18 protein-coding genes are annotated in these 25342 nt (G+C 50.8%); 5 read left to right on the top strand and 13 right to left on the bottom strand.

What is annotated here, in order from left to right; all coding sequences use genetic code 11:
- The 4 genes from CHH67_RS04810 (at window position 1) to CHH67_RS04795 (ending at window position 4994) form a co-directional block, all read left to right on the top strand.
- Window positions 1-2409 carry an ABC transporter permease gene (locus CHH67_RS04810; protein WP_095263851.1) on the top strand — a complete coding sequence of 803 codons (2409 nt, stop codon included), beginning with the start codon at window positions 1-3 and terminating at the stop codon, window positions 2407-2409.
- Between the two features lie 37 nt (window positions 2410-2446).
- Complete coding sequence (locus CHH67_RS04805; protein ID WP_095263850.1) at window positions 2447-3298, top strand: DUF4097 family beta strand repeat-containing protein; 852 nt, start codon at window positions 2447-2449, stop codon at window positions 3296-3298.
- Window positions 3299-3713: 415 nt separating this feature from the next.
- Complete coding sequence (locus CHH67_RS04800) at window positions 3714-4496, top strand: helix-turn-helix transcriptional regulator (protein WP_095263849.1); 783 nt, start codon at window positions 3714-3716, stop codon at window positions 4494-4496.
- A 72-nt stretch (window positions 4497-4568) separates the two neighbouring features.
- A complete protein-coding gene (locus CHH67_RS04795) occupies window positions 4569-4994 on the top strand; it encodes a VOC family protein (protein ID WP_095263848.1) in 426 nt (141 codons plus the stop codon).
- Window positions 4995-5316: 322 nt separating this feature from the next.
- On the opposite strand, the gene xynC is transcribed toward CHH67_RS04795, so the two are convergent.
- On the bottom strand, window positions 5317-6582 hold the full coding sequence (gene xynC / locus CHH67_RS04790; protein WP_095263847.1) for a glucuronoarabinoxylan endo-1,4-beta-xylanase XynC: 1266 nt from the start codon (window positions 6580-6582) through the stop codon (window positions 5317-5319).
- Window positions 6583-6871: 289 nt separating this feature from the next.
- On the opposite strand from xynC, the gene CHH67_RS04785 reads away from it, so the two are divergent.
- The gene (locus CHH67_RS04785; RefSeq protein ID WP_095263846.1) at window positions 6872-7654 is read left to right on the top strand and encodes a helix-turn-helix transcriptional regulator; all 783 of its coding nucleotides are present in this window, start codon (window positions 6872-6874) and stop codon (window positions 7652-7654) included.
- An 89-nt stretch (window positions 7655-7743) separates the two neighbouring features.
- Here CHH67_RS04785 and CHH67_RS04780 read toward each other — a convergent pair whose 3' ends face one another.
- The 12 genes from CHH67_RS04780 to CHH67_RS04720 form a co-directional block, all read right to left on the bottom strand.
- Window positions 7744-9138 carry an ABC transporter substrate-binding protein gene (locus CHH67_RS04780; RefSeq protein ID WP_095263845.1) on the bottom strand — a complete coding sequence of 465 codons (1395 nt, stop codon included), beginning with the start codon at window positions 9136-9138 and terminating at the stop codon, window positions 7744-7746.
- A gap of 358 nt (window positions 9139-9496) precedes the next feature.
- Window positions 9497-11683 carry an MMPL family transporter gene (locus CHH67_RS04775; protein ID WP_095263844.1) on the bottom strand — a complete coding sequence of 729 codons (2187 nt, stop codon included), beginning with the start codon at window positions 11681-11683 and terminating at the stop codon, window positions 9497-9499.
- A 345-nt stretch (window positions 11684-12028) separates the two neighbouring features.
- Window positions 12029-12679 (bottom strand): response regulator, encoded by a 651-nt coding sequence (locus CHH67_RS04765; protein WP_095263842.1) that lies wholly within the window; start codon window positions 12677-12679, stop codon window positions 12029-12031.
- A gap of 4 nt (window positions 12680-12683) precedes the next feature.
- Entirely contained in the window at window positions 12684-13883 is a 1200-nt protein-coding gene (locus tag CHH67_RS04760) for a sensor histidine kinase (protein WP_095263841.1), read from the bottom strand.
- Window positions 13884-13937: 54 nt separating this feature from the next.
- Window positions 13938-14282, bottom strand: a complete 345-nt coding sequence (locus CHH67_RS04755) for an Asp23/Gls24 family envelope stress response protein (protein ID WP_095263840.1) — start codon at window positions 14280-14282, stop codon at window positions 13938-13940.
- Between the two features lie 583 nt (window positions 14283-14865).
- Window positions 14866-17091 (bottom strand): ABC transporter ATP-binding protein, encoded by a 2226-nt coding sequence (locus CHH67_RS04750; RefSeq protein WP_095263839.1) that lies wholly within the window; start codon window positions 17089-17091, stop codon window positions 14866-14868.
- Between the two features lie 23 nt (window positions 17092-17114).
- A complete protein-coding gene (locus tag CHH67_RS04745) occupies window positions 17115-17642 on the bottom strand; it encodes a DUF1854 domain-containing protein (protein WP_095263838.1) in 528 nt (175 codons plus the stop codon).
- Window positions 17639-19906, bottom strand: coding sequence for an ABC transporter ATP-binding protein (locus CHH67_RS04740; RefSeq protein WP_244908086.1), 2268 nt, complete (start codon window positions 19904-19906; stop codon window positions 17639-17641). The genes CHH67_RS04745 and CHH67_RS04740 overlap by 4 nt, the downstream gene beginning before the upstream one ends.
- Window positions 19907-20006: 100 nt before the next feature.
- Window positions 20007-20780 (bottom strand): alpha/beta hydrolase, encoded by a 774-nt coding sequence (locus CHH67_RS04735; protein WP_095263837.1) that lies wholly within the window; start codon window positions 20778-20780, stop codon window positions 20007-20009.
- A 121-nt stretch (window positions 20781-20901) separates the two neighbouring features.
- Window positions 20902-22605: an RICIN domain-containing protein gene (locus tag CHH67_RS04730; protein WP_095263836.1), complete on the bottom strand. Its 1704-nt coding sequence runs from the start codon at window positions 22603-22605 to the stop codon at window positions 20902-20904.
- Between the two features lie 36 nt (window positions 22606-22641).
- Window positions 22642-24165 carry a glycoside hydrolase family 43 protein gene (locus tag CHH67_RS04725; protein WP_095263835.1) on the bottom strand — a complete coding sequence of 508 codons (1524 nt, stop codon included), beginning with the start codon at window positions 24163-24165 and terminating at the stop codon, window positions 22642-22644.
- Window positions 24166-24210: 45 nt separating this feature from the next.
- Window positions 24211-25251: an endo-1,4-beta-xylanase gene (locus tag CHH67_RS04720; protein WP_095263834.1), complete on the bottom strand. Its 1041-nt coding sequence runs from the start codon at window positions 25249-25251 to the stop codon at window positions 24211-24213.
- Between the last annotated feature and the right edge of the window lie 91 nt (window positions 25252-25342).

The raw sequence follows: 25342 nt of genomic DNA, 5'->3' as shown, positions 1-25342 counted from the left end.
ATGGCCGCCATCTGGACGCTTTGCTGGTCACATATCCGGAAGAACAAAATTCAGAATCTGTTCATCCTTCTGCTCATTTTGCTGTCTACGTTGCTGGTGACAACGGCAACGATCATCATTGCCAATACAGGCAATATGTTCTTTGATATGCACAAGAAAACGAACGGCTCACATCAGATCATCATGCAGGAAAAGGGGCTCCATGATCCGCAGCTCGTCCATCAATGGTGGGAAGCCCAGGAAGGCGTATCCGTCTCCAAGCTGCTGCCATACCGGACCTTATCGGGCATCACCTACGATAACCAGAACATTCCGAACGCCTATCTGCATATGATGCAGACGCCGGAGCGCCCGTTTGTGGTGGATGATTTGGTTTTTGCAGAAGGAACAGAAAGTGCTTCGCCGGCCAAAGGCACCGTCTGGGTTCCTACCTCCATGGCCAATGCTTACGGAATGTCTGTCGGGGACACCGTCAGCTTTCATATCGGGTCCGGACAGCTGCCGCTCAGCATATCCGCAGTTGTCGTTGACGTTCCATTCGGCGCACCGTTCACCAATACGTCCCGCATCTGGATGAACACGGACGATTATCAGGAGCAGATCGCTCCGCTGCCTGGACAGGATGCTTACATGACGGGGTTGCGGTTTGACGACTATGACAGAAATGCAGCCTATTGGTCGGACTTTGAAGCCGCGCTCGGCGGGCCGTTCCTTGAGACCAAAATGGAGTTTGAGGCGATCTCCTCCTTCTACCTGATCATCGGTCAGATTGTCGGTTTCATCATGATTTTCCTCGGCCTGGTCATGATGCTGATTGCCTTGATTACTATCGGATTCACCATTTCGGATGCCGTTCTCGCCAATTACAAAACGATCGGCATTCTCAAGTCGCTGGGCATGACCTCCAGCAATACGATTGGAACCTATATGATGCAGTACGGCTTGCTGGCTTTCATCGCCGTCATCCCTGGACTTGCGCTCAGCCGCATGCTGTCCAAAATTGTGATCGGCATGTCGGTCTCCTCTCTGAGCACCAGCAATACGCAGATGGAGATTCGGGGATTGGATGCCGCCGTGCTTGTCGGTGTGTTCTTATTCGCGGTGGTCATCCTGTTTGTGGCGCTGTACGCCAGAAAGGCCCGCCACGTCCAGCCTGTACAAGCGATACGCTTTGGCATGTCCGAGGCGAAGAGCAGCAAGTTCGCCCAAAGAATGAATGCCGATGGCACCAGCAAAATCGGGTTTGGCAACCTGCCTGTAATGGCTGTCCTCGGCATCAGAAATCTGATCAAGAACAGAAAAGGCTCTGTTCTGATGCTGATTCTAACGACGCTGGCTTCCTCTGTACTGGTGCTCGGGTTCATCGTTCTCAACAGCATTTTCGGCATTCAGCAAACCGCCGCCAAGTGGGGATATGATTCAGCCAACATCTCCGCCTTGGTCATTAATAAAATGACCTTCCCTCGCGAGCAATTTGAGCAGGCTGTTGCAAACGATCCAAGAATCAAGGATATCGGGTGGCAGGGCAATACAACGGCGATGATCGCCGATGAATCGGCCTCTGGATCCGCGGAGGGCAGCAGCCCGCTAAGCATCTATTTAAGCGTGCTGGACGGCAGCTACGAGCAGATGGGCTTTGACACCGTATCCGGATATAATCCGCACTACAAGAACGAAATTGCCCTCGGCGTCAACGTAGCACGAACGTTAAACAAAACGATCGGCGATACGGTCGATGTCTATATTGAAGGAAACAAGCAGACGCTGCTCATTACCGGCATCTATCAGGCGATCTCGAATTCTTCGTATTCCGCGCGCGTCACCATCGATGCTGCCAGAGCCGCCAATCCGTCCTTTGACCTGCTGGATGTTGCGTTTATAAATCTTCATGACGTGACCGAGGCGGATGGCGTTGTCAGCGATCTTAATGAGGCGTTTCAAGATTCGGCGTCTATCGTAACGCAGCAAACACTGCTCGACTCCGTCTTTACGGAAGCGGCCAACATTATGATCTACCCGATGAGCTTCATCGGATTGTTGTTTACCATCGTCACCTTCATCATTATCTATAGCACATGCCGGATCAATATCCGCAAGGAAAGCCGGAATTACGGCATCTATAAGTCACTTGGAATGACCTCCCGGCAGATACGGACGTCCATTACGCTCGGCATTGCCGCGCTTTCCATACTCGGCGCGCTGCTGGGCATCGTGATCGGCATCTATGGTCTTCCGAACCTGCTGCAGAGTATCCTCGTCGGCTACGGCATTGTGGAGCTACCTATGATCCTCCATTCAGGAGGAGTCGCTGCAATTGCATCCGTGAGTATTATCGCAGCAGCGCTTGGTGCGTGGGGAGCTTCCAAAGTGGTTCAGAAATCTTCTCCGCGCATCCTGGTGGTAGAATAACGGCTGCCTAGCCGTAAATAACAAGGAGCTGATGATCATGAATAAAAATATACAGAAGTTGCTGCTCGCCGCACTTGGTTCCATGCTTGTCCTTTCCGGCTGTGACAGTTCCCAAGGCGAAAGCAGCACAGCCGATGAAACGTCAAGCTCGGCTGCCAAGTGGTATGATCAGATGCTCAGCAACAGCGTGAGAGAAGATCTGAGTGTCATCATGGAGGATGGCATCACGGAAGCTGTGAAGATCGAAAATTCCGTAGGCAACATTGAGGTATCCGCAAGTCCGGATGATACGCTGAGTGTGAAGGCATCACTTCAAACCTCGAATAACCACCGGTACAAGACGATGATGGAAGAAATCGTCAAGGAAGCGGGCATTTCGGTACGGGTAGAAGGTGATCAGATGGTTGTTGTCGCCCACCCCCAGGGAGATCCGGAAACAGACTTATGGACTTGGGCCGAGCGAAAATTTGGAGACTCCAAATTCGGGATCAACTATGAAGTGCAGCTGCCTGCCAAAGTCACTCATTTCGATATTTCGACAGATGTCGGCGAAATCGGATTAAGTGGATTGGATGGCGAATACAACGTATTCAACAGCGTCGGTGTGATTCGCATCAACGAAGCGAACCTGAAGGGCAAATCCAGTGTGCAATCCGAGCTTGGCAACCTGCGTATTCAGCTCGACGGAATCGAGAGCGGAAGCGCCTTGAAAGCCACCACCGATGTCGGCACGATTACCGCCAAGCTTCCCCCGGATGCTTCATACAGCTTAAGAATTACAACGGATCTAGGGCGCGTCAGCGGAGCAAGCAAAGGAAAAAGCGATGTGAATGGCGGCGGTCCACTGATTACGCTGACCTCCTCCGTCGGCTCGATTACGGTAGAATAATCAGGATTACAGAAGCCGCTCCTACCATCGGAGCGGCTTTTGATTACTTCCACTTTTTTCGAGCCCTTGCATGATTATCCCGTTTGGTCAGGCAGCAGAAACAGACAAGGTTGGTAAGAAGAAACAACCTATGGAGCTTGAGCCATGTAGGGATGCCCAATTTTTCAAATCGAATCAAGCAGATCGTTAGTAATCTCCATCCGCTGCTATTTACTTCATTTTTCTTTGTTCCTCCCTCTTGCTTCTGCTCCCTTCCCCGCTCCTATGCTCCCTGAATGAAAGGGATACTGATGCAAAGGCTGCATCATGACACTTTAATAGAGCACTTATGCTTGCCGTTTAGATTGTTCCCCGGTGGACTGGATTTATGGTACAGTAAACTAAAATGAACTGAGTCAGCGAAAGGAGCAGGACCGTGAAGGAACGGATTCCTGACATTCTTGCGTATATGCAAGCATCTGTCACACAAGATATCACCGTGGAACAAGTCGCCAACCATTTCGGTTACAGCAAGTATCATTTCAGCCGAGAATTCAAGCGTTTGACAGGATTTTCAGCAGCGGATTATTTGTCTTCATTAAAAGTCGAGTTCGCCAAACAGGCCCTGCTCCGGCATGAACATTCTGTGACTCATTCCGGATATGATGCAGGTTATTCCAGCATCGGCACGTTCTCTACCACATTCACAAGAAAAACCGGACTCTCTCCCCGCGAGTATAAGCAGCAAGTCGAAGCGCTTTACAGCGTGGCCAAGAAATGTGAAGAAACGGATGCAACGGTTATTGGCCATCACGAGGCCCCGCTTGCATCGGAAACAAGTCGATGTCTTGTGTCCGTCCGTTATCCCGAAGGCTACCAAGCCGGAGTTACGTTTGTAGGATTATTCCACAGCCCCATCCCCAATCACCGGCCGGTGGTCGGAGTCGCACTCACCAAGAAGCACACGCATCTTTTTGAACATATTCCGAACGGGACCTACTATCTCCTTGCATGTTCGATTGAGAAAACCTTCAATCCGATGCGTTACTTCGTACTGGATGATTGCTTGCGCGGCCGTGTGCAGCACCAAGTGCGTTTCCCCCAGGATCACAACCAAGCCTTTACAATCACGCTGCGTGAAGCCCTCCCGGAAGACCCGCCCATCGTGGTCAATGTCCTGAAGCTGCTCGCAGACTCATTAAAAAACCGCAATGCATGAGAAGTTATTCGCTCGTTTTTCTGTCAGTATGAACTTGTACTTCTATTTACAACAGAAAGGAATGGGATAACGATGGATATCGTCATTACGCCATATCTGATGCTGGACGGCAGGGCCCAGGAAGCCATTCAATTTTACCAGGAGCTCTTCGGTGCGGAAATCATTGGACAAGAGTATTTAAGGGACTGGCCTGGAGAAATGGGGATTGAGGTTACACCGGAGAATGAAGGACGCGTGATGCACGCTCACCTGAAAATCGGAAATTCCGAGATCATGCTGGCCGATTACCTTCCCGGCCAAACTCCGCAGCCCGGCTCTTCCATCAACTTAATGATCGTTGTTAAAGATGCCGAAACCGCGAGAAAACTCTTTTCCCTTTTGCAAAACGGTGGGAAGGAAATCATGCCGCTCCAGGAAACGGGATTCAGCCCGGCCACAGGTCAAGTCATCGATAAATTCGGGATTGAATGGCAGATTGTGACCGATCAACCCTCATGAGGAATTAACGATGTAGCGTACATGTCCACAAGCCCGTCTGCAATGGAGTCTTATCCCCTGTTTAACTAGGTGCAGACGATCTATCTTTTAATGGATGCATGATAAAAAGCCTTCAAACAACAGTCGAGCAATTTCTGTGTTTGAAGGCTTATATAATTATGGAGCCTAAAGGTAAACCGCCTGAAATATAATGCGTCTGAGCATCGAAGGGCAGCTGACTAATTTGCAGCCAGAACAAAGAGCTGACCTTCCAAGTCGTCCTGTACGATCTGAAGACAGAGCCCTTTGTCTTGTACTTTGATTCCTATGCATTATCGGTATGTTACCGCCCGAGTTCACCCACAAAAGTTGTAACGCTTTGCGCGGGAAGATGAGCCCAGAAATTGCGCCCTGTTACATTGAGAGATGTTCCTGGCTGGAGATTGCTATTGCTGCTCGTGATCCACCTTGATACCTGCGAAACCGATCCGTTTTGCAGGACAAAGTTCTGATTGACCCCAACGCTGCTCCGGTTAATCGCAACGATAACGATTTTGTTGTCACCTTTATAAGCTGATACGTAAACGTTGGATTCAGGATTTTTCGTGGCATCCACCCTGACATAGCCGGGGCGGACAAACTTGGAGAAATGAGCCATATTGTAGCCGCGTTTGCTGATCGTGCCATCCTCCTTCATCGGGCCGTAAGATCTGCGGATATACCACCATACGTAAGCTTGAAAATCGCCCTCTACCATCGCGTTGTGGATATGGTAAGACACATCCAGGGCTTCGGGCCAGCGATCCGCCGAGTTGTTGTCGCTGTTCGGATAGTATACCTCCGTCATCCAGAGATCTTTTCCCGCTCCTTTTTGTTTGAATAGCGGATAAGCGAAATTGCTGATCGGGGTCCCGTACAGATGAGCGCCGAGAATATCCATATTGGCAAGCGCCTGGGGATCATTCAAAATCGGATCCGACATATTTTTCAGATACTGGAACGATTCCGGCGCGATGACTCTCGTGTTGATCGATCCGGCATTTTCTTTCATAAACCGAAGCATTTCCTGCGGTGTCCACCATGTCCAGTCATGTGCATAATCGGGCTCGTTTTGGACGGATATCGCATACAGATCGACGCCATTGTTTCTCATGTACGTCACGAAATCGTTAAGATGCTGGGCATACGCGGCATATTTGTCGTATCGAAGTCGTTTTGCGGACACGCCGTTACGGTTGAAGGTCTCAATCATGTCGGCGGGCGGATTCCATGGCGAAGCAAAGACAATAGCTCCAAGAGCAATGGCTCGTTTGGCCGTCTCCAGCTCGCGGTACCATTGATTTCGGTCTTCATGCACGTAGATTCTTAGTATCGAGAAGCCTAACTGATTCGGCCCGTTCCCGAAAGCGGTCTCTCTCTGTGCTGCCGTCAAATCGCCGATCCATGCCGGGTGGTTAATGCCTCCGAAACCGCGAATCACTTGTTTCTCCGACGATACATTCACGACGGCGTCACTAGCTGCGGAAACATCACCAGGTACCGCCATAAGAGACAATGCAATGACAAGAGACAAACATGTACATAATGCTTTTTTAATCCATGAATTCATGAAAATGCTCCTCCCTAATAATTTTTGGTTTCGTGAATCAGAGCGTACTCGGTTGAATACCTATCCAGCTTGTCAATTCCACTCCATCGCTTGCTCCGCTAACAATCGGTTAATCGCCTTAGCTAAACAAACAGCACGCCGAGCGTCTTCCGTTCCCTTCTCGCATTTGACAATTTCGATAATCACAAGCGGAGATTCCATGGTGATTCCATGTTAAATACAATCCAATCACAGGTTGTAAATGATCCTTGGGACATTACAATTTGTTTTAAAAGGAGGCGATCTTCGCTTGGAGCTTGAATATCACCCTCATCTCGTACCGAATGTTTTTCTGTTCGTGGACCGCAAATGTTATCCGGATTGGAGAATTCAGAAGGCCCGCATCGGGTTTCACGATTTGACGTTCGTCGTTAATGGCCGGGCAAACTACTACATTGACGGCAAAAAATTTGCAGTTGAGGCGGGCGATCTGGTGTACGTACCCAGAGGAAGCGTACGGGAAGCCCATACCTTCAAGGAATCTCCCATGCATGCGTATCCTTTCAATTTTTTCTGGGCCGAGCCGCACAATCATATCCGGCTTCCGTTTGGCGTCGTTACGAAGAAATTGATCACCAAGGAGATTCTTGCCTACATCCGGGAGTTCAACCACGTGTGGATGAATAAACAACCGTTTTATATGATTCATGCCCGTGCATTGTTCGAACTCATTCTCCATCGGCTCCTTCACGGCATGCATCGCCAAACGATCATGCCTATCGATCCGCGAATCAAGAAGCTGACTTCCTTCATTGAAGAACACTATGCGGAAGACTTGTCGTTAAACGACTTTGCCGAGCAGTTCAACCTCCATCCCGTTTATTTAGGGAAACTATTCAAAAAGAATACCGGTTCGACCTACAAGGAATACCTGCAGCGGGTACGTGTCAATAATGCTGAAATCATGCTGATGGCCGGCGGCGTTACCGTGACGGAAGCCGCTGAATCCTGCGGCTTTCAAGATCTTTCCTATTTCAGCAAAGTGTTCAAGGAAGCGAAAGGCTATCCACCGTCTGCCGTTAAAAGGCATTGATCTAAAGTCGCTTCCATCTGTAACGCTGTACCTGACTCTTCCCTTCAATACGCCGGGAGGACTGGCCTAGATTCCTTTTGAGACCATGATTACTTTTTCCAAACCGCATCAATCGCCGCCTGGAACGGCCCTTTATATTTCTCGACGACCGTCGATACCGGGATGCCTTCCATGATTTCCCCTATAAATTCGTAATATGGCATGGATGGGTATCCGCTCTCGGTATCAATCACTTTAATGCTCTCACCGGCCAGCTTGGCATTCTGAATATCGTCCTCGTTGCTGAATAAAGTCTCCAGCGTAGATTGTTTCGGATAGTCGTAGATCGAGTCGATATCGTTGATTTTCTCGTAGATATACACCAGACGTTCGGGATGCTCTACGGCGCTTGGAATCGTCAGGTAATTCGGGATCGTATTATGCGAATGATAGCTTGATGCGCTTGGCCCTCTCGGAAATGGGAGAAATCCGATATCGTAATCCGGCATGTCCTGCTTGAAGTTTTCCATTTCATAATCGCTGCCTGCAACCATCAATGTGTTGCCTTGGCGAAAAAATTGGCCCGGCTCGGTCCAGTCTCCCCCTTCCGTTGGCCTCCCCACCGACTCGGTTGCGAGACGCGACAAGAAGTTCAGCACTTCCAAGGTTTTGGGATCCTCGAGTCCTTGTTGATCGAGAATGACCAGATTCGCTTCGTTCGAGGCCATGGCAGGAACCAGCAAGGAAGCGGATGCAAGACCCCAAATATCTAACTTGCCGTCGTTATTGGAATCTTTGTTTGCTTCTTTCGCGACCTGAATGAACGTCCCCCAGTTCCAGTTGTCTTCGTTGACGTAGTCCTGCAGTGGCTTCATGCCCAATTGATTCATTAACGTGCGGTTATAGAAAATGCCGGATGACGCGCCGTTAATGCCGGTCCTGAACCCGTAGCCCCTTCCTTCGTATTGGGAGTACTCGTTCGTGTACTGCTGGATAAATACCTTCTCATTCTTCGTGTATTCATCCACCGGCGCGAACAATCCTTGATTGACCAGCGTCGGAATCATCCATGGCCGCGCTACCCGGATGATGTCGCCGATCGGTTCGCCCGCCACCAGCGAGGCTGTCACCTTATCCTGGTACTCGCCGAAATCCACGACTACGTATTCCATTTTGAAATTATGTTTTTTCATCAGCTCTTCCAAGTTATGTTTCCGTTCAATGTTGTCAGGGTTGTCTTCCTGGATGGACTCGTCATACCAGGACACCCATTTGATGGTGCGGCCGCCCATATCAAAATCCATCTCAGACGTACCGGTTAATACTCCCTGGCTGCTTGAATCGTTTGTCGGCTGCTCGTTTGTCGCTTCCGCAGGCGCGTTGACGGCCTCTTCCGCTTTGTCGGGGTCGACTGTCTTCGCATCACCTCCCAGGCTGCTGCTGCATGCCGTCATGATCACCAGAATCAGACTGCATAACAGCAGACTGATTTTACGCATCCACATGCGCTATTTCCCCCCCTTAATGGCTGCATGAATATGCAGCGCTTTCATTTTGATGCTCACCAAGATCATATAACTGCTTACGAAAACGAACCATAGAGAAACTAAACATGATTTGTAAATATTAAAAAGCGCGTTACCAGTTAAACTGGATACTAATTCTCCTTCTCCACGTATAAAAACCCACTGATCTTTTTATACACAGCGGGTTAAAAAACCGAGAAACTAATCGGAAACCAAAAAATCGTACATGAAGGGCGTGCCCTTTATGTACGATTTGGAAGCAAAATCTACTGTCCTTTGTATCACAAGTAAGAGACTTGAGCTATCACTAAACTTCAGGATGGCCGAACGATAAAGCTTATCCCTTGGATCCCTGATCCATTCCTTGTGTGTCTTTCATAACAGATTCGCCTTCTACATCAATGTTGGGCAAGATACGATCCAACCATTTTGGCAAATACCAGGAACTCTTCCCAAAGATCGTCATGATCGCCGGAACAAGGGTCATACGTACGATAAAGGCATCAACCAGAATTCCAAAGGAAAGTGCCAGTCCCATGGACTTGATGATTGGATCCTCGGCCAAAATAAAGCTGGCAAATACGGCAATCATGATCAGCCCTGCTGCTGTAACCACCGGACCGCTATGTGTGATTCCGTTTTTTACGGATTGGCGTGCATCGCCCGTATTTGTGTACTCTTCGCGCATCCTACTGACAAGGAATACTTCATAATCCATAGCAAGACCAAACAGAATGCCTGTTACAAGGATCGGCAGAAAGCTTAGTACAGGGCCAGGTTCGGGAATGCCGAACAGGCTCGCAAGATAACCGTCTTGTATAACCCATACAATAAAGCCCAGAGTAGCTCCTAGCGTAAACAAGAACCCAATTACGGCTTTTATCGGTACAAGCACGGAACGAAATACGAGCATGAGAAGCACGAAGGCAAGACCAACGATCAGCAGCGCAAACTTAGGCAACGCTTCAGCAAGCTTTTCGGAAATATCGATGTTAACCGCTGTTCCGCCTGTGACCATGATTTCTAAATGGCTGTCCTTATTGATCTGGTCTGCCTTGTCCCGAATTGTCTTTACAAGCTCGGTCGTACGAATATCATGTGGACCCGTCTCCGGCAGCAAATTGATGATAGCCGTCTCCCCCGAAGGACTTGGAATGGCTGGCGATACACTTGCTACATTTGGCAGTTCTTTTATATATGCCGTTGCCTTTTCAATATCCGTTTGAGCATCTGCACTCCCTTTAGCTCTTGCCACAATTACAAGAGGTCCATTAAATCCTTCTCCGAATCCCTCGGCTAGCAGATCATAGCCGCGGCGCTCCGTCGTATCGGTAGACTTCAAGCCATTGTCTGGCAACCCAAGCTCCATGTGGAGAAACGGTACGGTGCATGTGATCAGAATGGCAATGCATAGAATGGATGTAAGCCAAGGCTTTCTCGTTACGACCTTGCCCCAACGACTACCGCCGACCTTCTCCTTTTTACTCCCTGACCATCTCCGAAGCCATTTATTCTCACGTGAAGGACTGATCCGCTCCCCTGCAGCTCCCAATACGGCCGGTACAAATATAACGGCGATCAATACTGCGAATAGTACACTAACCGCTGCGGCGAGACCCATCATGGTAATAAACGGAATCTGTACAACGGACAACCCCACCAGAGCTATGATAACGGTTAATCCCGCAAATACAACCGAACTTCCGGCCGTAGCATTGGCCTGCGCAATTGCCGTATGACGGTCGTATCCTTCTGCCAGTTGCTGGCGATACCTGGAAACGATAAACAAAGCGTAATCGATGCCTACGGCCAAAGTGAGCATGACGGCAAGCGTAATCGAGAAAGATGACATCGATATAAAGTTGGAGCCGATGATGATGGTCATTAATCCAATGCCAAGACCGATGACGGCCGTCAAAATCGGAAGACCAGCAACAAGGAACGATGTAAAGGTGAATGCCAGAATCATAAAGGCAATCAGGATTCCGATTACTTCAGAGATTGCACCGATTTCAATTTCCGAGAATGCCACGCTGCCTGCGAGCTCTGTCTGAATCCCTTTCCCGCGTAAGGATTCCACAATTCCCAGAACATGCTCTTTTGAGTGCTCTCCAACCTCGTTTGCCGGCTGAACATACGTTATATCGGCATATCCGATCTTTTTGTCTGGGCTTATCGTCATTGCGTCGTATGGACTCAACACGGATTTTACGAACGAATCCTTTTGGACGTCCTCCAAAGCCTGAAGAATCCATTTCTTACTGATGTCTGATTCAAGGGTGCCATCATCGGCTTTAAAAACCAACCTTATCTGACCACCGTCATCGGACGACGGAAATTCTTCTTTTAAAATGTCAGCGGCCTGGTCTGATTTGGTGCCAGGTATGGTCATCTCCCCCGTAAAGGAAGTTCCCAGGCTAAGCCCCAAGGTCGCGAGCAATATAAGCAGTGCGAATCCTCCAATAATTACCGATTTCCTTTTCCTCGCAGACCATGCACCGAGGCGATATAACCATTTTGCCATAACTCTATTTCTTCCCCTTTCATCAAGCAGTAATCGAGAGGAATTGCCTGCAGGACAACCTCTTTACCCGATCATATCGAATAACGGATCAAAAAAAATCGTACAAAAGGGCATGCCCTACATGTACGATCGGGAAGAAAAAATATGGACTGGTGGTCATCATACATCCAATTCGGAAACTTCCTTGTCATATTCTCGTTCCGTTTCTTCATAATGAAACAAAGGATTCCACACTTGTGCAAAGAAGGGATCTACGACACAATAAAAAAATCGTACGATAGGGTCTCCTATGGTACGACCAGGCAGATAGAGAAGTATGGGCAGACCAAGGCTAAGTGCGATGTCTTACAATTGAAGAATTCCTTTTTCGATTGATACAGCTACCGCCTCCGACCGCGAGTCGACTCCCAGTTTGTTATAAATATTGGTTAGATGAGCTTTCACCGTTCTTTCCGATATTCCCAAGTCCGAGGCGATTTCCTTATTTCGCGCCCCTCTTGCTATCGCTTGTAAAATGATTCGCTCTTTCGGAGTGACCTGGTAAGATGATTCGGGCACTAATGAGGATTTCCGATCCTGGCGGAATGCAAACACTCTTGACGTAATTTCAGGTTGCAGCAGCGTCTCGCCACGCAAGGCAGACTGGAGCGTTCGAAACAAGTTATCTCTGCTTGTATCCTTCAGCAGATATCCTTTGGCGCCTAGGGCTAGAGCATTCATCATCAGCTCGTCCTCATTATAAGTCGTCAAGATGATCACCGGTATTTCCAATTGGAGCTCTTTCATCTTTTCCAGCGTGCCCAGACCGTCCAATCCACCAGGCATATTCAGGTCTAACAAAATGATGTCCGGCTCGGCTTCCTTGATCAGGCCTATCGCCGACTCTCCCTCTTCGGCTTCGCCGATGACTTCATACTGCTCATCCGTTTCCAGAATCATTTTCAATCCTTCCCGTACCACCCAATGGTCGTCCACAATCAGTATCTTATGTTTCATGATCTTATCCGCCTTCCGATTCCTTTTTCTGTAATAAAATCTGAATACAAGTACCTGTTCCCGTATTCAGAATGTTTACATGCCCGCCAATCAACCGAACACGCTCCTTTATGCCGATAAGCCCATAGTGTCCCGCTTGGTTACCGATGATGTCCGGATTAAATCCGATACCGTTATCCCGAATCGTCATACGGAAGTTCCCATCGGTAGTGTCTTCCATTTGAACGATAACATCGGTTGCCTCGGCATGCTTTGCGATATTCGTTAATGCTTCTCGTAGTACATAGAGAAGATGCTCCATTGTCTTCCCGGACAAGCGCATCTTAACGGCATTATTTAGCTTTACTGGAGTGCCTGTTGCAGAGGAAAATCGATGAATCTCACTCTTCACTGCATCCTGCCAATCAAGTTCAGGCAGCGTCCGAGCACGCAAATCATCAATGGCATTCCTTGCATCAGCCAACGTTCGTCTGGCCTGACTCATCGATTTATTAACTATTTCCTTGGCACGCTCCAAGTTCCCTCTATTCAGATGCGCTTCAGTCGCTTCAAGTTGCATAATGAGCCCCGCCAGCCCCTGTGCAAGCGTGTCATGAAGATCTCTTGCCATTCGTTGCCTTTCGTTGGCGATAGTAAGTTGTTCGACTTGATCATGAGCTTGCTTTAAGTCCTTCAGAAAAAATTCGGTCCGCATCCGAGATTCAACTTGCCTGTAAAATAATATTGCATACGATATGATGATAATGGTCATAAAGATCATCAACGCAATGAATAACAATATATCATTGGACCACTGCGTATTTAAAGTAAATATGCAAAAACAAGCGTACAGAATCCCGAAAATCATGGATACAATGATTAACCTACGATAGATAGCCAAGCACTGACCAATTAATACGGGTAGCAGCCCGATCAACAGCGCTGGCATACCATCAGGCATCAAAAGGGCTGTACTGAAAATTAAAACGCCCTGGACGGTGACGTAAAGTAATCGAGAGACGGATACGACGACCTTCACATGCCAGTACAACAACACATGGACGGCAATCATAACAAGGAAATAAATGGTCGGAACAATGACAGGATTGACGATCGTCTGCAACGTTATGGTTGCTGTGGTTACGAGAAGAACCCACAATACGATAGGGATCCTTGCGGCCGTTAAGGTAGTTTCTTTTCCAATCCAATTAGCGTTTAACTCCATTCTCTTCTCCTATCTTCATGATATATATCTGCAAGTTCTTAATGTCAGTCTTTTCTATGATAGGGACAATCCTTCCACACGAACATGAACCGCAGCAACCGTAAGACCGCTTAATTGTTCGATAGCTTCGCGGACGTTACGCTGTAAACCATGGCATACCTCGTGGATCTTCAACCCGTGTTGAACAATAATTCTCAGTTCAACTGAAACCGTTGCATCTGAGATTTTTACTTGAATTCCCTTCATCATCCTTTTGCCGCTTAAATGCTTAACTGCCCCGTCCACAAGGCCAGCGGTCATCGATACAATACCATCTGTTGCTTTCGCTGCTGTTCCGGCAATCTTCGAAATAACCTGATCCGTTATGTTTATTCTCCCTATGGATGTGTGCAATGTCATATGAGTACCCCCATCTGAATATGGATTGCAAATTAATCGGTTGTGCCATTCACTGTGATAACCTTCTTTATTATTCATTATACATGATCGATTCGGACTAGATATCGTACATAAGGGCAGATTACGTCGTACCATAGGGCAATAGTAAACGAGATACGAGTGAAAAGGAGTGTCGCATCTGAACACGCCTTCGGGATTCTATGCGCGCGCCGAGGCTACATTTGCCAAATTTCTTTTGCAAGCCCGACAACAGTCTGAATCATTATGCCTACGGTGCGGTGGTCAGTTGGCTATTCGAAACCGTGGCTGGCATAACCGTCCTCCCAAAAAGAAACCCGGTTCATACTTAAACCACAACAGCGGAATTGAAATTGCAGAACGATTCCAGAATACTGCAGCCGGGAAGGCACGAGATCCTAGCGGCAGTAAATTAAGAGGTACTCGCCACTGCGAACAAAATGAATAGCTGTCATAAAAAACATACAAAACGACTCGATATTTTCATTCGAGTCGTTGTTTAGGCTTACAGCAAAAGCCCACATTCATTCAATTGATTTCGCTGCCACGCCTTGTACCGACCTGCCTAAACTTGCGGCGATACCACCGCGGACGATCCGCTCTTGCGGGACATGCTGCGCTGGGCGGCAATCAGCTTATAATAGATGCCCCGCTTCTCCATCAATTCGCGATGCGTGCCGATTTCCGCGATCCGCCCCTTGTCGAGAACGACAAGTCGATCGGCATTGCGCAGTGTAGAGAGACGATGCGCGATCGCGATCGTCGTGCGATTCTTCGTCACCCGCTTCAGTGCCTCCTGGATGGCCGCTTCCGTCTCGATATCTAGCGAGGCCGTCGCCTCGTCCAGAATGAGGATTCGGGGATCGTTCAGCACGGCGCGGGCGATCGCTATGCGTTGTCGCTCGCCTCCCGACAAATTGTTCCCGTTCTCTTCGAGCCTCGTGTCGTAACCGTCGGGCAAGTTGATAATAAAATCATGCGCGTTGGCGATTTTGGCCGCCTCGATTACTTCTTCCGGTTTCGCGCCCGGCTTCGAGTATTGAATATTCTCCGCAATCGTCCCGCTGAACAGGAAGGTCTCCTGCAACACAACGCCGATCTGCGAGCGCAAATCCTCCTGCCGGATCATCCGGATATCGATGCCATCGATCCGTATCTCCCCTTCATTGACATCATAAAAACGGGAAATCAGGTTGATCGTCGTCGATTTGCCCGAACCGGAATGACCGACAAGACCGATCATTTCCCCCGGCTTCACGGTGAGGTTGATTTCCTTCAGAACAGGCTCATACGATCGGTAACCAAAAAAAACGCCCGAGAACTCGATCGAGCCCCGAATCCGGTGCCCCACTGCGTCCTTTGCATCGATGACTTCCGGCTGTTCGTCGATCACCGAGAATACGCGATGCATCGAAATGACGGCATTCGCAATCCAGCGCGGCATGAACATCAACCAGGAGATCGGCCCGAATATCATTGCCGCATAGGCACTGAACTGGATCAGCTCGCCTACGTTCATTTCCCGGCCGATAATCATGTAACAGCCGATCATGAGAACGAGATATTGCCCGATCTGAATCAAATAATTTGAGATAGGCGATAAAATGCTGTACAACTTCTCGCTCTTGATCGCGGCAGCGGCGAATTCACCGTTGTATTCCCGAAATCTGCGGATCTCCCGCTCTTCCTGGCCGAACGCCTTGACGACCCGAATGCCGCTCAGGACATCATGAAGGAACGAGTTCGCCTTGTCGGAGATGCGCCACTGCTTGTGAAACAGCTTGTGCAGCACGTGTCTCCAAATATAGTAGTGCAAATAAGCAACGAATGGCGCCGGAAGCAGCACGATCAGCGCCAGCCGCCAATCCGCCGAAAAGAGCAGCGTCGCTGAAGCGATCAGGATGATCAGTTGGTAGATGGCCGTCGTGCACATCTCCTGAATCAAATGACGGATGCGGTCCGTATCGGCCGTCACCCTGTTCATCAGGTCACCCGCCCGCTGCGACGTCAAAAATCCGAGCGACATACTCTGAATCCGATCGAATACCGTTTTGCGCAAATCGGCCGCAATGCCCGAACTGACGCTGGCCATGATCCGATTTCTGGCGATGCCGAGCAGCTCGCCGAAGGCCAGGGTGAACAGCATCCCCGCCAGCGCAAGGATGAACACTCTAACGCTCGCTTCTTGCCCGGCAGGGGGCACCAGCGCAGCGTTGACGAGCAGCTTCTGGAAATAAGGTCCCGCCAGCGCCAGCGCCGAAGCGGCGATCAGGACGCCAAGACCGAGCATCAAGCTACGCCAGTGACTTCTCGATACAAGAAGCAGTCGTTTGAAAGCGGCTGCTTTGCTCATACAGCGGGGACATACCCGCGTACCCGGGACGAGCGATCGCCCGCATGCTGCACAAACCGGGTCCGCTTCGTCATGATAAATCCGGACGGGGCGACTGGCGGCCATGTCGTTCAAGATTTGGGCGATATAGCCGTACCTTGCCGCATGCTGCATCGTCACCCTGACGATGATTCGCTTCGTCTCGTTCTCCGTGGCTTCGAGCACCGCATTGCCAACGAACGGCATCAGCTTGTAATCGCTGGCCTCCGCGATGTCCCCGTGATCCCGCACCTGGCCGTCTTGCACATACGCCCACCTGCCGCCGCCGATCGCCAGATAGCCCTCCAGCCGCCGCCCTTCCAGCGACAGGTCGGCCGGGACGCAATAAGCGATCTCCCCTCCGACGATTTGGCGTACCGCCGCTAGATCCTGATCTGAGAGCGTGAAATTCAAATTCATCGATATTCCTCCGTTGCCGTCGTTTACATTCTCATTTCGATCATTCGGTATTCCTTGTCGCTCAACTGATCCACCTGCGGGATGACGAAGCGGTTTCCGTCGACGTCGGTGATCAGCAGGCGGTTCTCCGCCGCGAACTTGACGTTGCCGCTGCCGTTTCGCACCGTAAACCGGCAAAGCCCGGCCGTCGTTGCTACTTCCCAATAGGAATAGCCGAACTCCTCGCTTACGGCAATAACCTTCGTAATTTCCGGCGTAAAATAACGAATCTTCATCTGCCTTTCGATCAGGGAAGCCGTCCCCTGTGGAAAATCGTCAAGATGGCGGATCATGCCGATCTCCTTGTTGCCCGCCGTTCGAATCGACAAGAATGAGCGCTGGTTCGTATGCGGGAAGGAGCAATGCACGTATACCGGCGAATGCATCTCACCTCCGGTCCGGACCGACAGCATGCGGCCGCTTGTCTCCATAAACTCCGAATTGCCCGGCGTTAAATATCGGATGCCCGCTGCATCCGCCAGCTCCATTCCCCGATGTTCTTCCATCCTCATGCGATGATTTCCCCCTTCATTCTGAGCGCTTCATCATGTTTGCGGACGAGTTCCCGATAGATGCCCTCCGTCGCCATCAGCTCTTCGTGCGTACCGGCTTCGACGACAACGCCTTTATCCATCACGACCAAATAGTCGGCTTGCCTTAGCGTGGACAGCCGGTGTGCAATCGCGATCGTCGTCCGTCCTTTGACAAGCGAATCGAGCGCCTGCTGGATATACAGCTCCGTCTCCGTATCGAGCGATGCGGTCGCCTCGTCGAGAATGAGCACCTTCGGGTTGTGCAGCACGGCTCTGGCGATCGACAGCCGCTGCTTCTCCCCGCCGGACAAGCTATAGCCGCCCGTACCGACCTCCGTATCGTAGCCGTCGGGCAGCTTCTCGATGAAATCGTGCGCGTTCGCGATCTTGGCTGCATGCAGGATGTCCTCAACCGAGCAATCGGGATCAGCGTATGCGATATTTTCGGCGATGCTGCCCGAGAACACATAAACATCCTGAGAGACGATCCCGATATGACGCCGCAATGAAGCTGTCGAAAGATCCTTGACATTGACGCCGTCAATCCGAATTTCTCCCTCGGTTACGTCGTACAATCGCGACACCAGATTGACGAGCGTCGATTTCCCCGCACCCGAATGGCCGACGATGCCGATCATCTGCCCCGGCCTCGCGCGCAAGGACACTTGTTTCAAAATCGGTTTGTTCGGCTCGTAGCCGAACGTGACGTTATCGACTTCAATATCGCCTTTCATCGCCGGCAACGTAACGGCGCCAGGACGCTCTGCTACATCCGGCACGGCGTCCTGGATCTCGAAGATACGCTGCGCCGCCGCCATACAATTGGACCACCAGCCGACGATATTGTTCATGAACTGAATCGGCCCGTACAGCATCATCATATAGTTGACGAACGTCAGCACAGTGCCGAACGACATCTGGCCTTGCATCACATACCAACCGCCGAACGCCCAAATCAATATCCCGCCCGCTTGGGTCAGAAAATTGAGAATCGGGAACACCGTACCGCTCAATTTGTTGAAACGCTGTTCCGCCACGGAAAATGCATTATTCGACCGCTGAAAGCGGCTGATCTCCACCTTTTCTTTACCGAATGCCTTGACGACCCGCGAGCCGCGAACCGAATCGCTGATGATTGAATTCAGAACGCTTACCTTGCGGTGTCTCCGCCAGGACAAGCGCCACAGCTTCGGAAACGCGCTCCGGACAAGCCATAGTACCAGCGGCATCGGCAGCAGGCAAATCAGCGTAAGCCGCCAATCCATCCACAGAAGCACGGCGGTGATGCCGATGATGTTCATCGCGTTCACGATGAAATAAGAAAGCCCGTCGACGAAAAAATATTGCAATTCCTGAGCGTCGTTGTTCACTCTGGTCATCAGATGGCCGGTCTGCCTGCGCATGAAAAAATCGAGCGATAACCGCTGCAACGCGGTAAATACAGCCGTTTTCAAATCGAAGGCGACCTTGGCCGCCAGCTTTGCGATGATGGTGCCGAACAAGATTCCGAATAACAGCGATAGCGTACGGAATGCCAGAATGATCACAATGACGAGGCCGATCCGCCCCGCGAAAGCCCCATTGCCGGCAAGCGCCTGATCAAATAGCACCGTGCCTTGAAAATAAGGAATGACGAGACCGGTCACCGAGTTCAGCAGCATAAACAACACGATAAAAAAGATGGACAGCTTGTACTTGCCTGCAAATGAAAGCAAACGTGCGAAAACGGCATGTCTTTTCATGCATTTCGGGCAGAACGGCCTGCCTTCTTCAGGGTAGATCAATCCGCATGTCGGGCAGGAAGCCCCATGCGCTTCCTCATCCTGTTCGAAGGCCTCAATGGGCTCGTTCTTCTTCATTTTGTCGAAGGCTTGCGCAAATCGGACAGCCTGTTTCATATGACCGCTTGTGAATGCGCCGATCACTCGCTCCTCCTGCTCCTTGGCGACGACCATGCCGGAAGCGACCAGATTGACGATGGTCAAGGCTTCAAGTCGTTCAAGGGGAATGCGCTCCCATGCCCAATCGACGGAACCGTCTTGCACCAGCTTGCCAGTGTCCTTATGCCGGCCGGCTGCATATCCCGAAAACGTCTTCTCCTTCGAAATGCCGCTGCTACGGAAGATGTGGAGTGATTCCCGGGACAAGATGAGATAGCTGTCCGCAAAGCCGCCGTCCGGCAACCGGTCGCACTCCATCCAGTACACCAGATCAGCGGCTTTTGTACCGTTTCTGTCCAGCATGGACATGATTTCCTTCGGCAATATCGTCATGTTTTTACCCTTTCGTTCATGGCTGAAAGTAAAAAGCCCGGCCAATAAGGCGCAAGGCTTCCTTCTTACATTAGTTATCTTTAAATAGGAGCTGCGAAAAATGATACAAATCGTTCTTCCATACGGGCCAATCATGTCCGCCGCTTTCCTCATACCACACATGAGGAACGCGATGCTCCGATAAATACGCATGTGTCCGATCGCTAATCGGCTTAAGATTGTCTTCATCGCCGCATGACAGCCAGAGCAATTTGAGTAATGCCGACGCTTCTTCCGGATCCGGGACGAGCTGTTCCGGTGATTTCGTGTTGGGAGCCGGGGAAAAAGCGCCGATCCATGCGAAACGGTCGAGATGCTTCAAGCCGATATTTAACGATTGCCCCCCGCCCATAGACAACCCCGCAATCGCACGGTTTTCCCGGCCTGTCGATACCGAATATCGTGACTCGACGAAGGGAATCAGATCATCAAGCAAATCGTATTCGAACGTCTCGAACGCTTTCACTTTGTCCGGATCAAACAGGTCCCCTTCCGCCCGATCGTTCGGCATCGCACGGCCATTCGGAAACACGACGATCATGGGCGCAAGTTTCCCTTCCGCATATAGATTATCTAGGATCGTCTGCGGATCGCCATGACGGTACCATTCGGTTTCATCACCTCCGATGCCATGCAGCAAATAAAGAACGCTGTATACGTTGTCTTCCGCGTACCCCGGAGGCGTGTAGATCATCGCCTTACGATCATTGCCTACCGTTTCGGATGCATATTCCACCGTTTCGATTTTCCCCCTGGCGATATGTTCCCGATGCCGGTCGTATCCGGCCGGAGCCTTCTCCCTCATGTTCCTCTCCCCTTCAGTACATTGGTTTGGCACCGGGCGATATCCAATCAAACACACCGCCCGGCAAACTATGTCCTAATGCTATCACTCAAATGTAGTCACTTTTATGCAATCATGCTGTTTAATTCACCTTGACCAGCTGCCATTGCTGATGCAAATCCCCTCGATAAGGATTCTGCTGGAGCTTGGCTCCGTCTGCGGACGAACCACCCGCCACTTCGACGGCTTTATTGCTGTTGGCGTTAAGGATGCTCCAGTATCCGTTGCTGAGCTTGATCAGACGGAATCGCTGCGCTTGATTCCCATAATCCTGCATGAGCTGTATTGCTTCCCCGTTGTTTGAAGAACCGTTTCTAACATCCATCACCTTGCCGTCGCTCGAACTGACGCTGCGAAGCCGGTATACATTGTTGTATGCTCCCATATCGTCCGCAACCCATCGCTGCGCCGTGGCGTTATTGTCTGGCCATTGCTGCAGCTGCAGCGAATTGCTGTTTTGTCCGCCCGGGACGTCGATCACCTTCCCTGAGGCACGGTTCACGATTTTATAGGTTTCTCCCGATATAATACCATTCCATATGCCGTTCCATGGATGAAGCTGCGCACGTTCGTAATACCATTCGAAGATAAAGCGGGCCATGCCGTCCCGTGCCGGATCGCCGTCGAAGAGCAGACCTGACGTCGGATCGGCAAACGTGCTTCTTGGCCCCGGCTGCAGAAGAAAACCGTTCATGTGGACCGCGATGCTGACGTTCCCGGCTGTCGTAAATATCGCTTTGGTGTTTTTGCCGAAGCCTTTGTTCGAGCCGTTGAACAGCTCCCAGTACTCCGAGTCTCCCGGCAACCGTTTGAACCAGGTCGTTTCCGTAATATTGATCGGATAATTGTCCGCGCAAGGCTTAATGTTGGTATCCCATTGCTGCTGGAGTATCGAGCCGTTATCCTTTGCTCCATAGCCCGGGTACCAATGCACGGCATATCCGATGTTGTTCAGCGGATCGGTTAGCGGACGCGTGGCGCATAACTGATAATATTGATCCCATCCAAGGCCGGCGGCCCATATCACGTTATCTGCCCCTTGACTGCGGATCGTGGAAATGATGGAATTTTGAAAATTGCGCAGCGAGTCCCAAAACGCCGGAAAATCGGGATCAGACGGGTGTCCTCCCCAGCGTCCATTCGCATAGGACAGCACCGGCTCATTGATAATCTCGAACATGACGTTGTCTGCGCTTTTAATCGCCGGCTGTGCCGCAAGATATCCCCAGATTTGATTGAATTTCTCGAGATTGGCTTGCGTCGTTGCCTGATTATCCTGGAGCGTGAAGTCGAGGCCTAGCGTAACGTAGATTCCCTTGCTCTTAGCATACTGGATATAAGGCACGACAACATTCTGCGTAAAGGACTGCACGCCCGCAAAATTATACGTTCCGGCCGCCACGTCGCCCATGTCTTCGCGGTCGATAAAGAGCCTGACCTGATTCATATACCAGCCGTGATTGTTGCCGTACTTCGGAGACGTATCGGAGAATGTGTCGGTAATATCCTTTAGATATTCCAAAATGGCAGCATGGCGATTTCCTCCATTCCGGTTCAGGTAGTAGTTGCTTCCCTGATACGTCCAGTACGAGCCCCCAGGCTGGTGCCATCCGCTGAGGACAACGGGCTGCCCCTCGCTGTTTACCAGCTGATTGCCGCTGACGCGAAGCTTGGACATCGGCATGCCCGACCATGCGTCAGCAGCACCGTTAGGGTGCCCCAGCGTTATCGGCAGCAGGAGCAGCACGGCCAATAACAACTTAAGCGTCCATCCAGTTCTTTTCATACATCGATCAACTCCTCTTCATTTTGTTTACGTGCTCTACCGCTCGGCTTTTTCGTAACGAAAATAATCGAAGTCGGCATGGCCGCCGGTTTGCCTGGTCGCATAATAATAAAGCCCGATGCGATAACCCATAAAGTGATCCAAGGTATACCGCATGTTCAGCTCACCGCCGATCGGCATCCAATCAGCCCCGTCGACAGAATAATGAAAGGAGGCCACATCCTTGCTATTCTCAAAATCAAAATCAATTCTCAAATGTACTTCCCTGCCGCGGTACCGAACCGTTTCCAGCTCCTTCTCCCTGCCGTCCCCATCGTTCACGCTCATCGCTATGAACTTGTCGCCGTTCTCCGCGACCTTGACGCCGACGGTGCCGAAATGGCTTTGCAGGGCAACAAGCCCTGCATGATCACCGGGCTTCATACGCCCCGTGTCCAATAAGACAGTCCCCGTGCATGCCGGCCCTTCCGTGCGCTGCGTCAGCGTATTCCGGGCCTGCAGCACGCCCGCCGGTGCCAGGCTTCCTGTTGTCAGCCTTAGGAAACCGGGACGTTCGGTCACGGACCATAACCGATGATCCGGGTTGTGGTTCCATTGCCAATTCAGAGCCAGCTTATTCGATTCGTATTCGAATTCATCGCTGATCACGAGCGGCTTCGCAACGGCTTGCGGCAAGTCGACCTCAAACCGTTCCGGCACCTTGCCTTCGATGCCGAACACGGGCCAATCCTCCTCCCAGGTTACCGGGACCAGGCAAGGGATTCTCCCGACGGCATCATGATCCTGGAACAGCATCGCGTACCACTTGCCATTCGGCGTATCGAACACCCCCCCTTGGGCGATTCCCTTGTTATGGTAGCCGAGATCGTCATCCAATACGATTTTTCGTTCATAGGGGCCCAGCAATTCCCGTGACCGGTAACAGATTTGTCTGCGCCGGCCGCTGCCGAACCCTGCCTTCGGCCATTCAATGAACAGTAAATAATAGTAACCGTTGATGTGGTAGGCATGACAGCCTTCGCAGCGCAAGCCGATGCCCTCCGTTTCCGTTTCAAAGAGCCGCTGGTGGATTCCGTCCGGCTTAAGGGCATCTGCATCGGCGGTCAGCTCGGTGATGTAAATATCCCCGTTACCGTAGATCACGAATACCCGGTCATCCTCAAAAAGCAGGCCCGGATCATGCCGCAGTCCATCAATGACGGATCGTTGCCACGGCCCCTGATTAACATCGTCCGTGCGGTACACATAAAACCGTCCGGTATCGTTGCTGGAGAAGCAAACATAAAATTCCCCCCGATGATGGCGGAGGCTGGCTGCCCAAGAACCTTGCCCGTAGATATTGCTGCCGCCTTCCAGACGATGGGCCTCGTTGTCTTCGAACGTATCGTATACGTAACTGACGATCTCCCAATGCATCAAATCCTCGGACCTCATGATCGGACAGCCCGGCATGGAATGCATGCTGGTGCTGACCATATAATAGACGTCCCCTACCCGGATGGCATCCACATCCGGCACGTCCGCCCATATGACCGGATTCGTGATCTGCGTTTTGTTCATCTGATGGATTCCCCTTTCAACCTATGGCGACAGCCGAAATACGACTTACGAACGTATCTCTTGGAATGTTCTTTCGGGATTGGCTTCCTTGAGCAGATTCCAATAGGATTCCTTCGGAAGATGGTTCTCGTCGAAGACGAACGGCCAATTTTTACGGCCCCTTACCGGAAAATGATCCAGCCAGGTATAATCGTCCGCCGCTCCCCAGAAGGTTACGGAAGCGATGCTGCCACTGTACTCCTTAAGCAGCCGGAACAATTGCCCGTAACGCTCCGCCTGGCGCTCAAGCATTTCTGCCGTCGGCGCTGCCAGATCGGTCCGCTTATCCTCATGTGCAAAAACGGATACGTCAAGCTCCGTTACATGCAGCAACATGCCAAGGCTTGCATATCTCTCGATGGCCCTGCGGATATCATCAAGCGATGGAAACTCCAAATTCCAGTGGGCCTGAAGCCCGACGCCGTGAATCGGCACATCCTGCTCCTTTAACGATTTAAGGAGCGTGTAAATCTTCTCCCGCTTCTCGGGTACGGATTCGTTGTAATCGTTATAAAACAGCAGCGCTTGCGGGTCTGCCTCGTGCGCGTATTCGAAAGCCTTTGCGATAAAATCCTCCCCGATTGAAGCAAGCCACGGAGAAGAACGAAGAAGTTCGCCTCCGCCGTCAGCAACGGCTTCGTTCACGACATCCCAGGCATGGATGTCTCCACGGTAACGGCCAACCACCTCATGGATGTGCGCTTTCATCCGCGCCAGCAGCAGCTCGCGGTCGGCCTTGCCGCCGGAGCTGTCTTGAAATACCCATTCCGGCGTCTGATTATGCCATACGAGGGTGTGTCCTCTCACCGACATTCCGTTTGATTTGGCAAACGATACGATCTCGTCGGCTTGCTCGAATGTGTACACCTCTTCCGATGGGTGCAATCGCTCGAACTTCATTTCATTTTCCGCCGTCACGCTGTTGAAATGGTGTGCCAATAAATCCTTTTGGGTCACCATCGTGATCGGATTCACGGCAGCGCCGATCTTGAAGCTATTGCCGTAAGCTTCATGGAGCTTGGGCAGCCTTTCCATGCTTCTGCTCATCACTCGTCTCTCCTTATCAACGTTATTTCGTAAGCGACATAAAGCTATAGACATTAAATCCATAAATGTTAGCCCGGCTATACGGAAACGT

Source organism: Paenibacillus campinasensis (assembly GCF_002272015.1).
Taxonomy (GTDB): Bacteria; Bacillota; Bacilli; order Paenibacillales; family Paenibacillaceae; genus Paenibacillus_AQ; species Paenibacillus_AQ campinasensis.
This window is presented reverse-complemented; position numbering and strand designations above follow the sequence as displayed.

Bases quoted from the DNA above. Each gene is read 5' to 3' on its own strand.
- CHH67_RS04765 (WP_095263842.1), bottom strand. From the start codon at position 12,679: ATGAAACATAAGATACTGATTGTGGACGACCATTGGGTGGTACGGGAA.
- CHH67_RS04755 (WP_095263840.1), bottom strand. From the start codon at position 14,282: ATGACATTGCACACATCCATAGGGAGAATAAACATAACGGATCAGGTT.
- CHH67_RS04775 (WP_095263844.1), bottom strand. From the start codon at position 11,683: ATGGCAAAATGGTTATATCGCCTCGGTGCATGGTCTGCGAGGAAAAGG.
- CHH67_RS04730 (WP_095263836.1), bottom strand. From the start codon at position 22,605: ATGAAAAGAACTGGATGGACGCTTAAGTTGTTATTGGCCGTGCTGCTC.
- CHH67_RS04810 (WP_095263851.1), top strand. From the start codon at position 1: ATGGCCGCCATCTGGACGCTTTGCTGGTCACATATCCGGAAGAACAAA.
- CHH67_RS04725 (WP_095263835.1), bottom strand. From the start codon at position 24,165: ATGAACAAAACGCAGATCACGAATCCGGTCATATGGGCGGACGTGCCG.
- xynC (WP_095263847.1), bottom strand. From the start codon at position 6,582: ATGAATTCATGGATTAAAAAAGCATTATGTACATGTTTGTCTCTTGTC.
- CHH67_RS04805 (WP_095263850.1), top strand. From the start codon at position 2,447: ATGAATAAAAATATACAGAAGTTGCTGCTCGCCGCACTTGGTTCCATG.
- CHH67_RS04740 (WP_244908086.1), bottom strand. From the start codon at position 19,906: ATGCTGGACAGAAACGGTACAAAAGCCGCTGATCTGGTGTACTGGATG.
- CHH67_RS04745 (WP_095263838.1), bottom strand. From the start codon at position 17,642: ATGAGGATGGAAGAACATCGGGGAATGGAGCTGGCGGATGCAGCGGGC.
- CHH67_RS04750 (WP_095263839.1), bottom strand. From the start codon at position 17,091: ATGAATTTGAATTTCACGCTCTCAGATCAGGATCTAGCGGCGGTACGC.
- CHH67_RS04780 (WP_095263845.1), bottom strand. From the start codon at position 9,138: ATGTGGATGCGTAAAATCAGTCTGCTGTTATGCAGTCTGATTCTGGTG.
- CHH67_RS04720 (WP_095263834.1), bottom strand. From the start codon at position 25,251: ATGAGCAGAAGCATGGAAAGGCTGCCCAAGCTCCATGAAGCTTACGGC.
- CHH67_RS04735 (WP_095263837.1), bottom strand. From the start codon at position 20,780: ATGAGGGAGAAGGCTCCGGCCGGATACGACCGGCATCGGGAACATATC.
- CHH67_RS04760 (WP_095263841.1), bottom strand. From the start codon at position 13,883: ATGGAGTTAAACGCTAATTGGATTGGAAAAGAAACTACCTTAACGGCC.
- CHH67_RS04795 (WP_095263848.1), top strand. From the start codon at position 4,569: ATGGATATCGTCATTACGCCATATCTGATGCTGGACGGCAGGGCCCAG.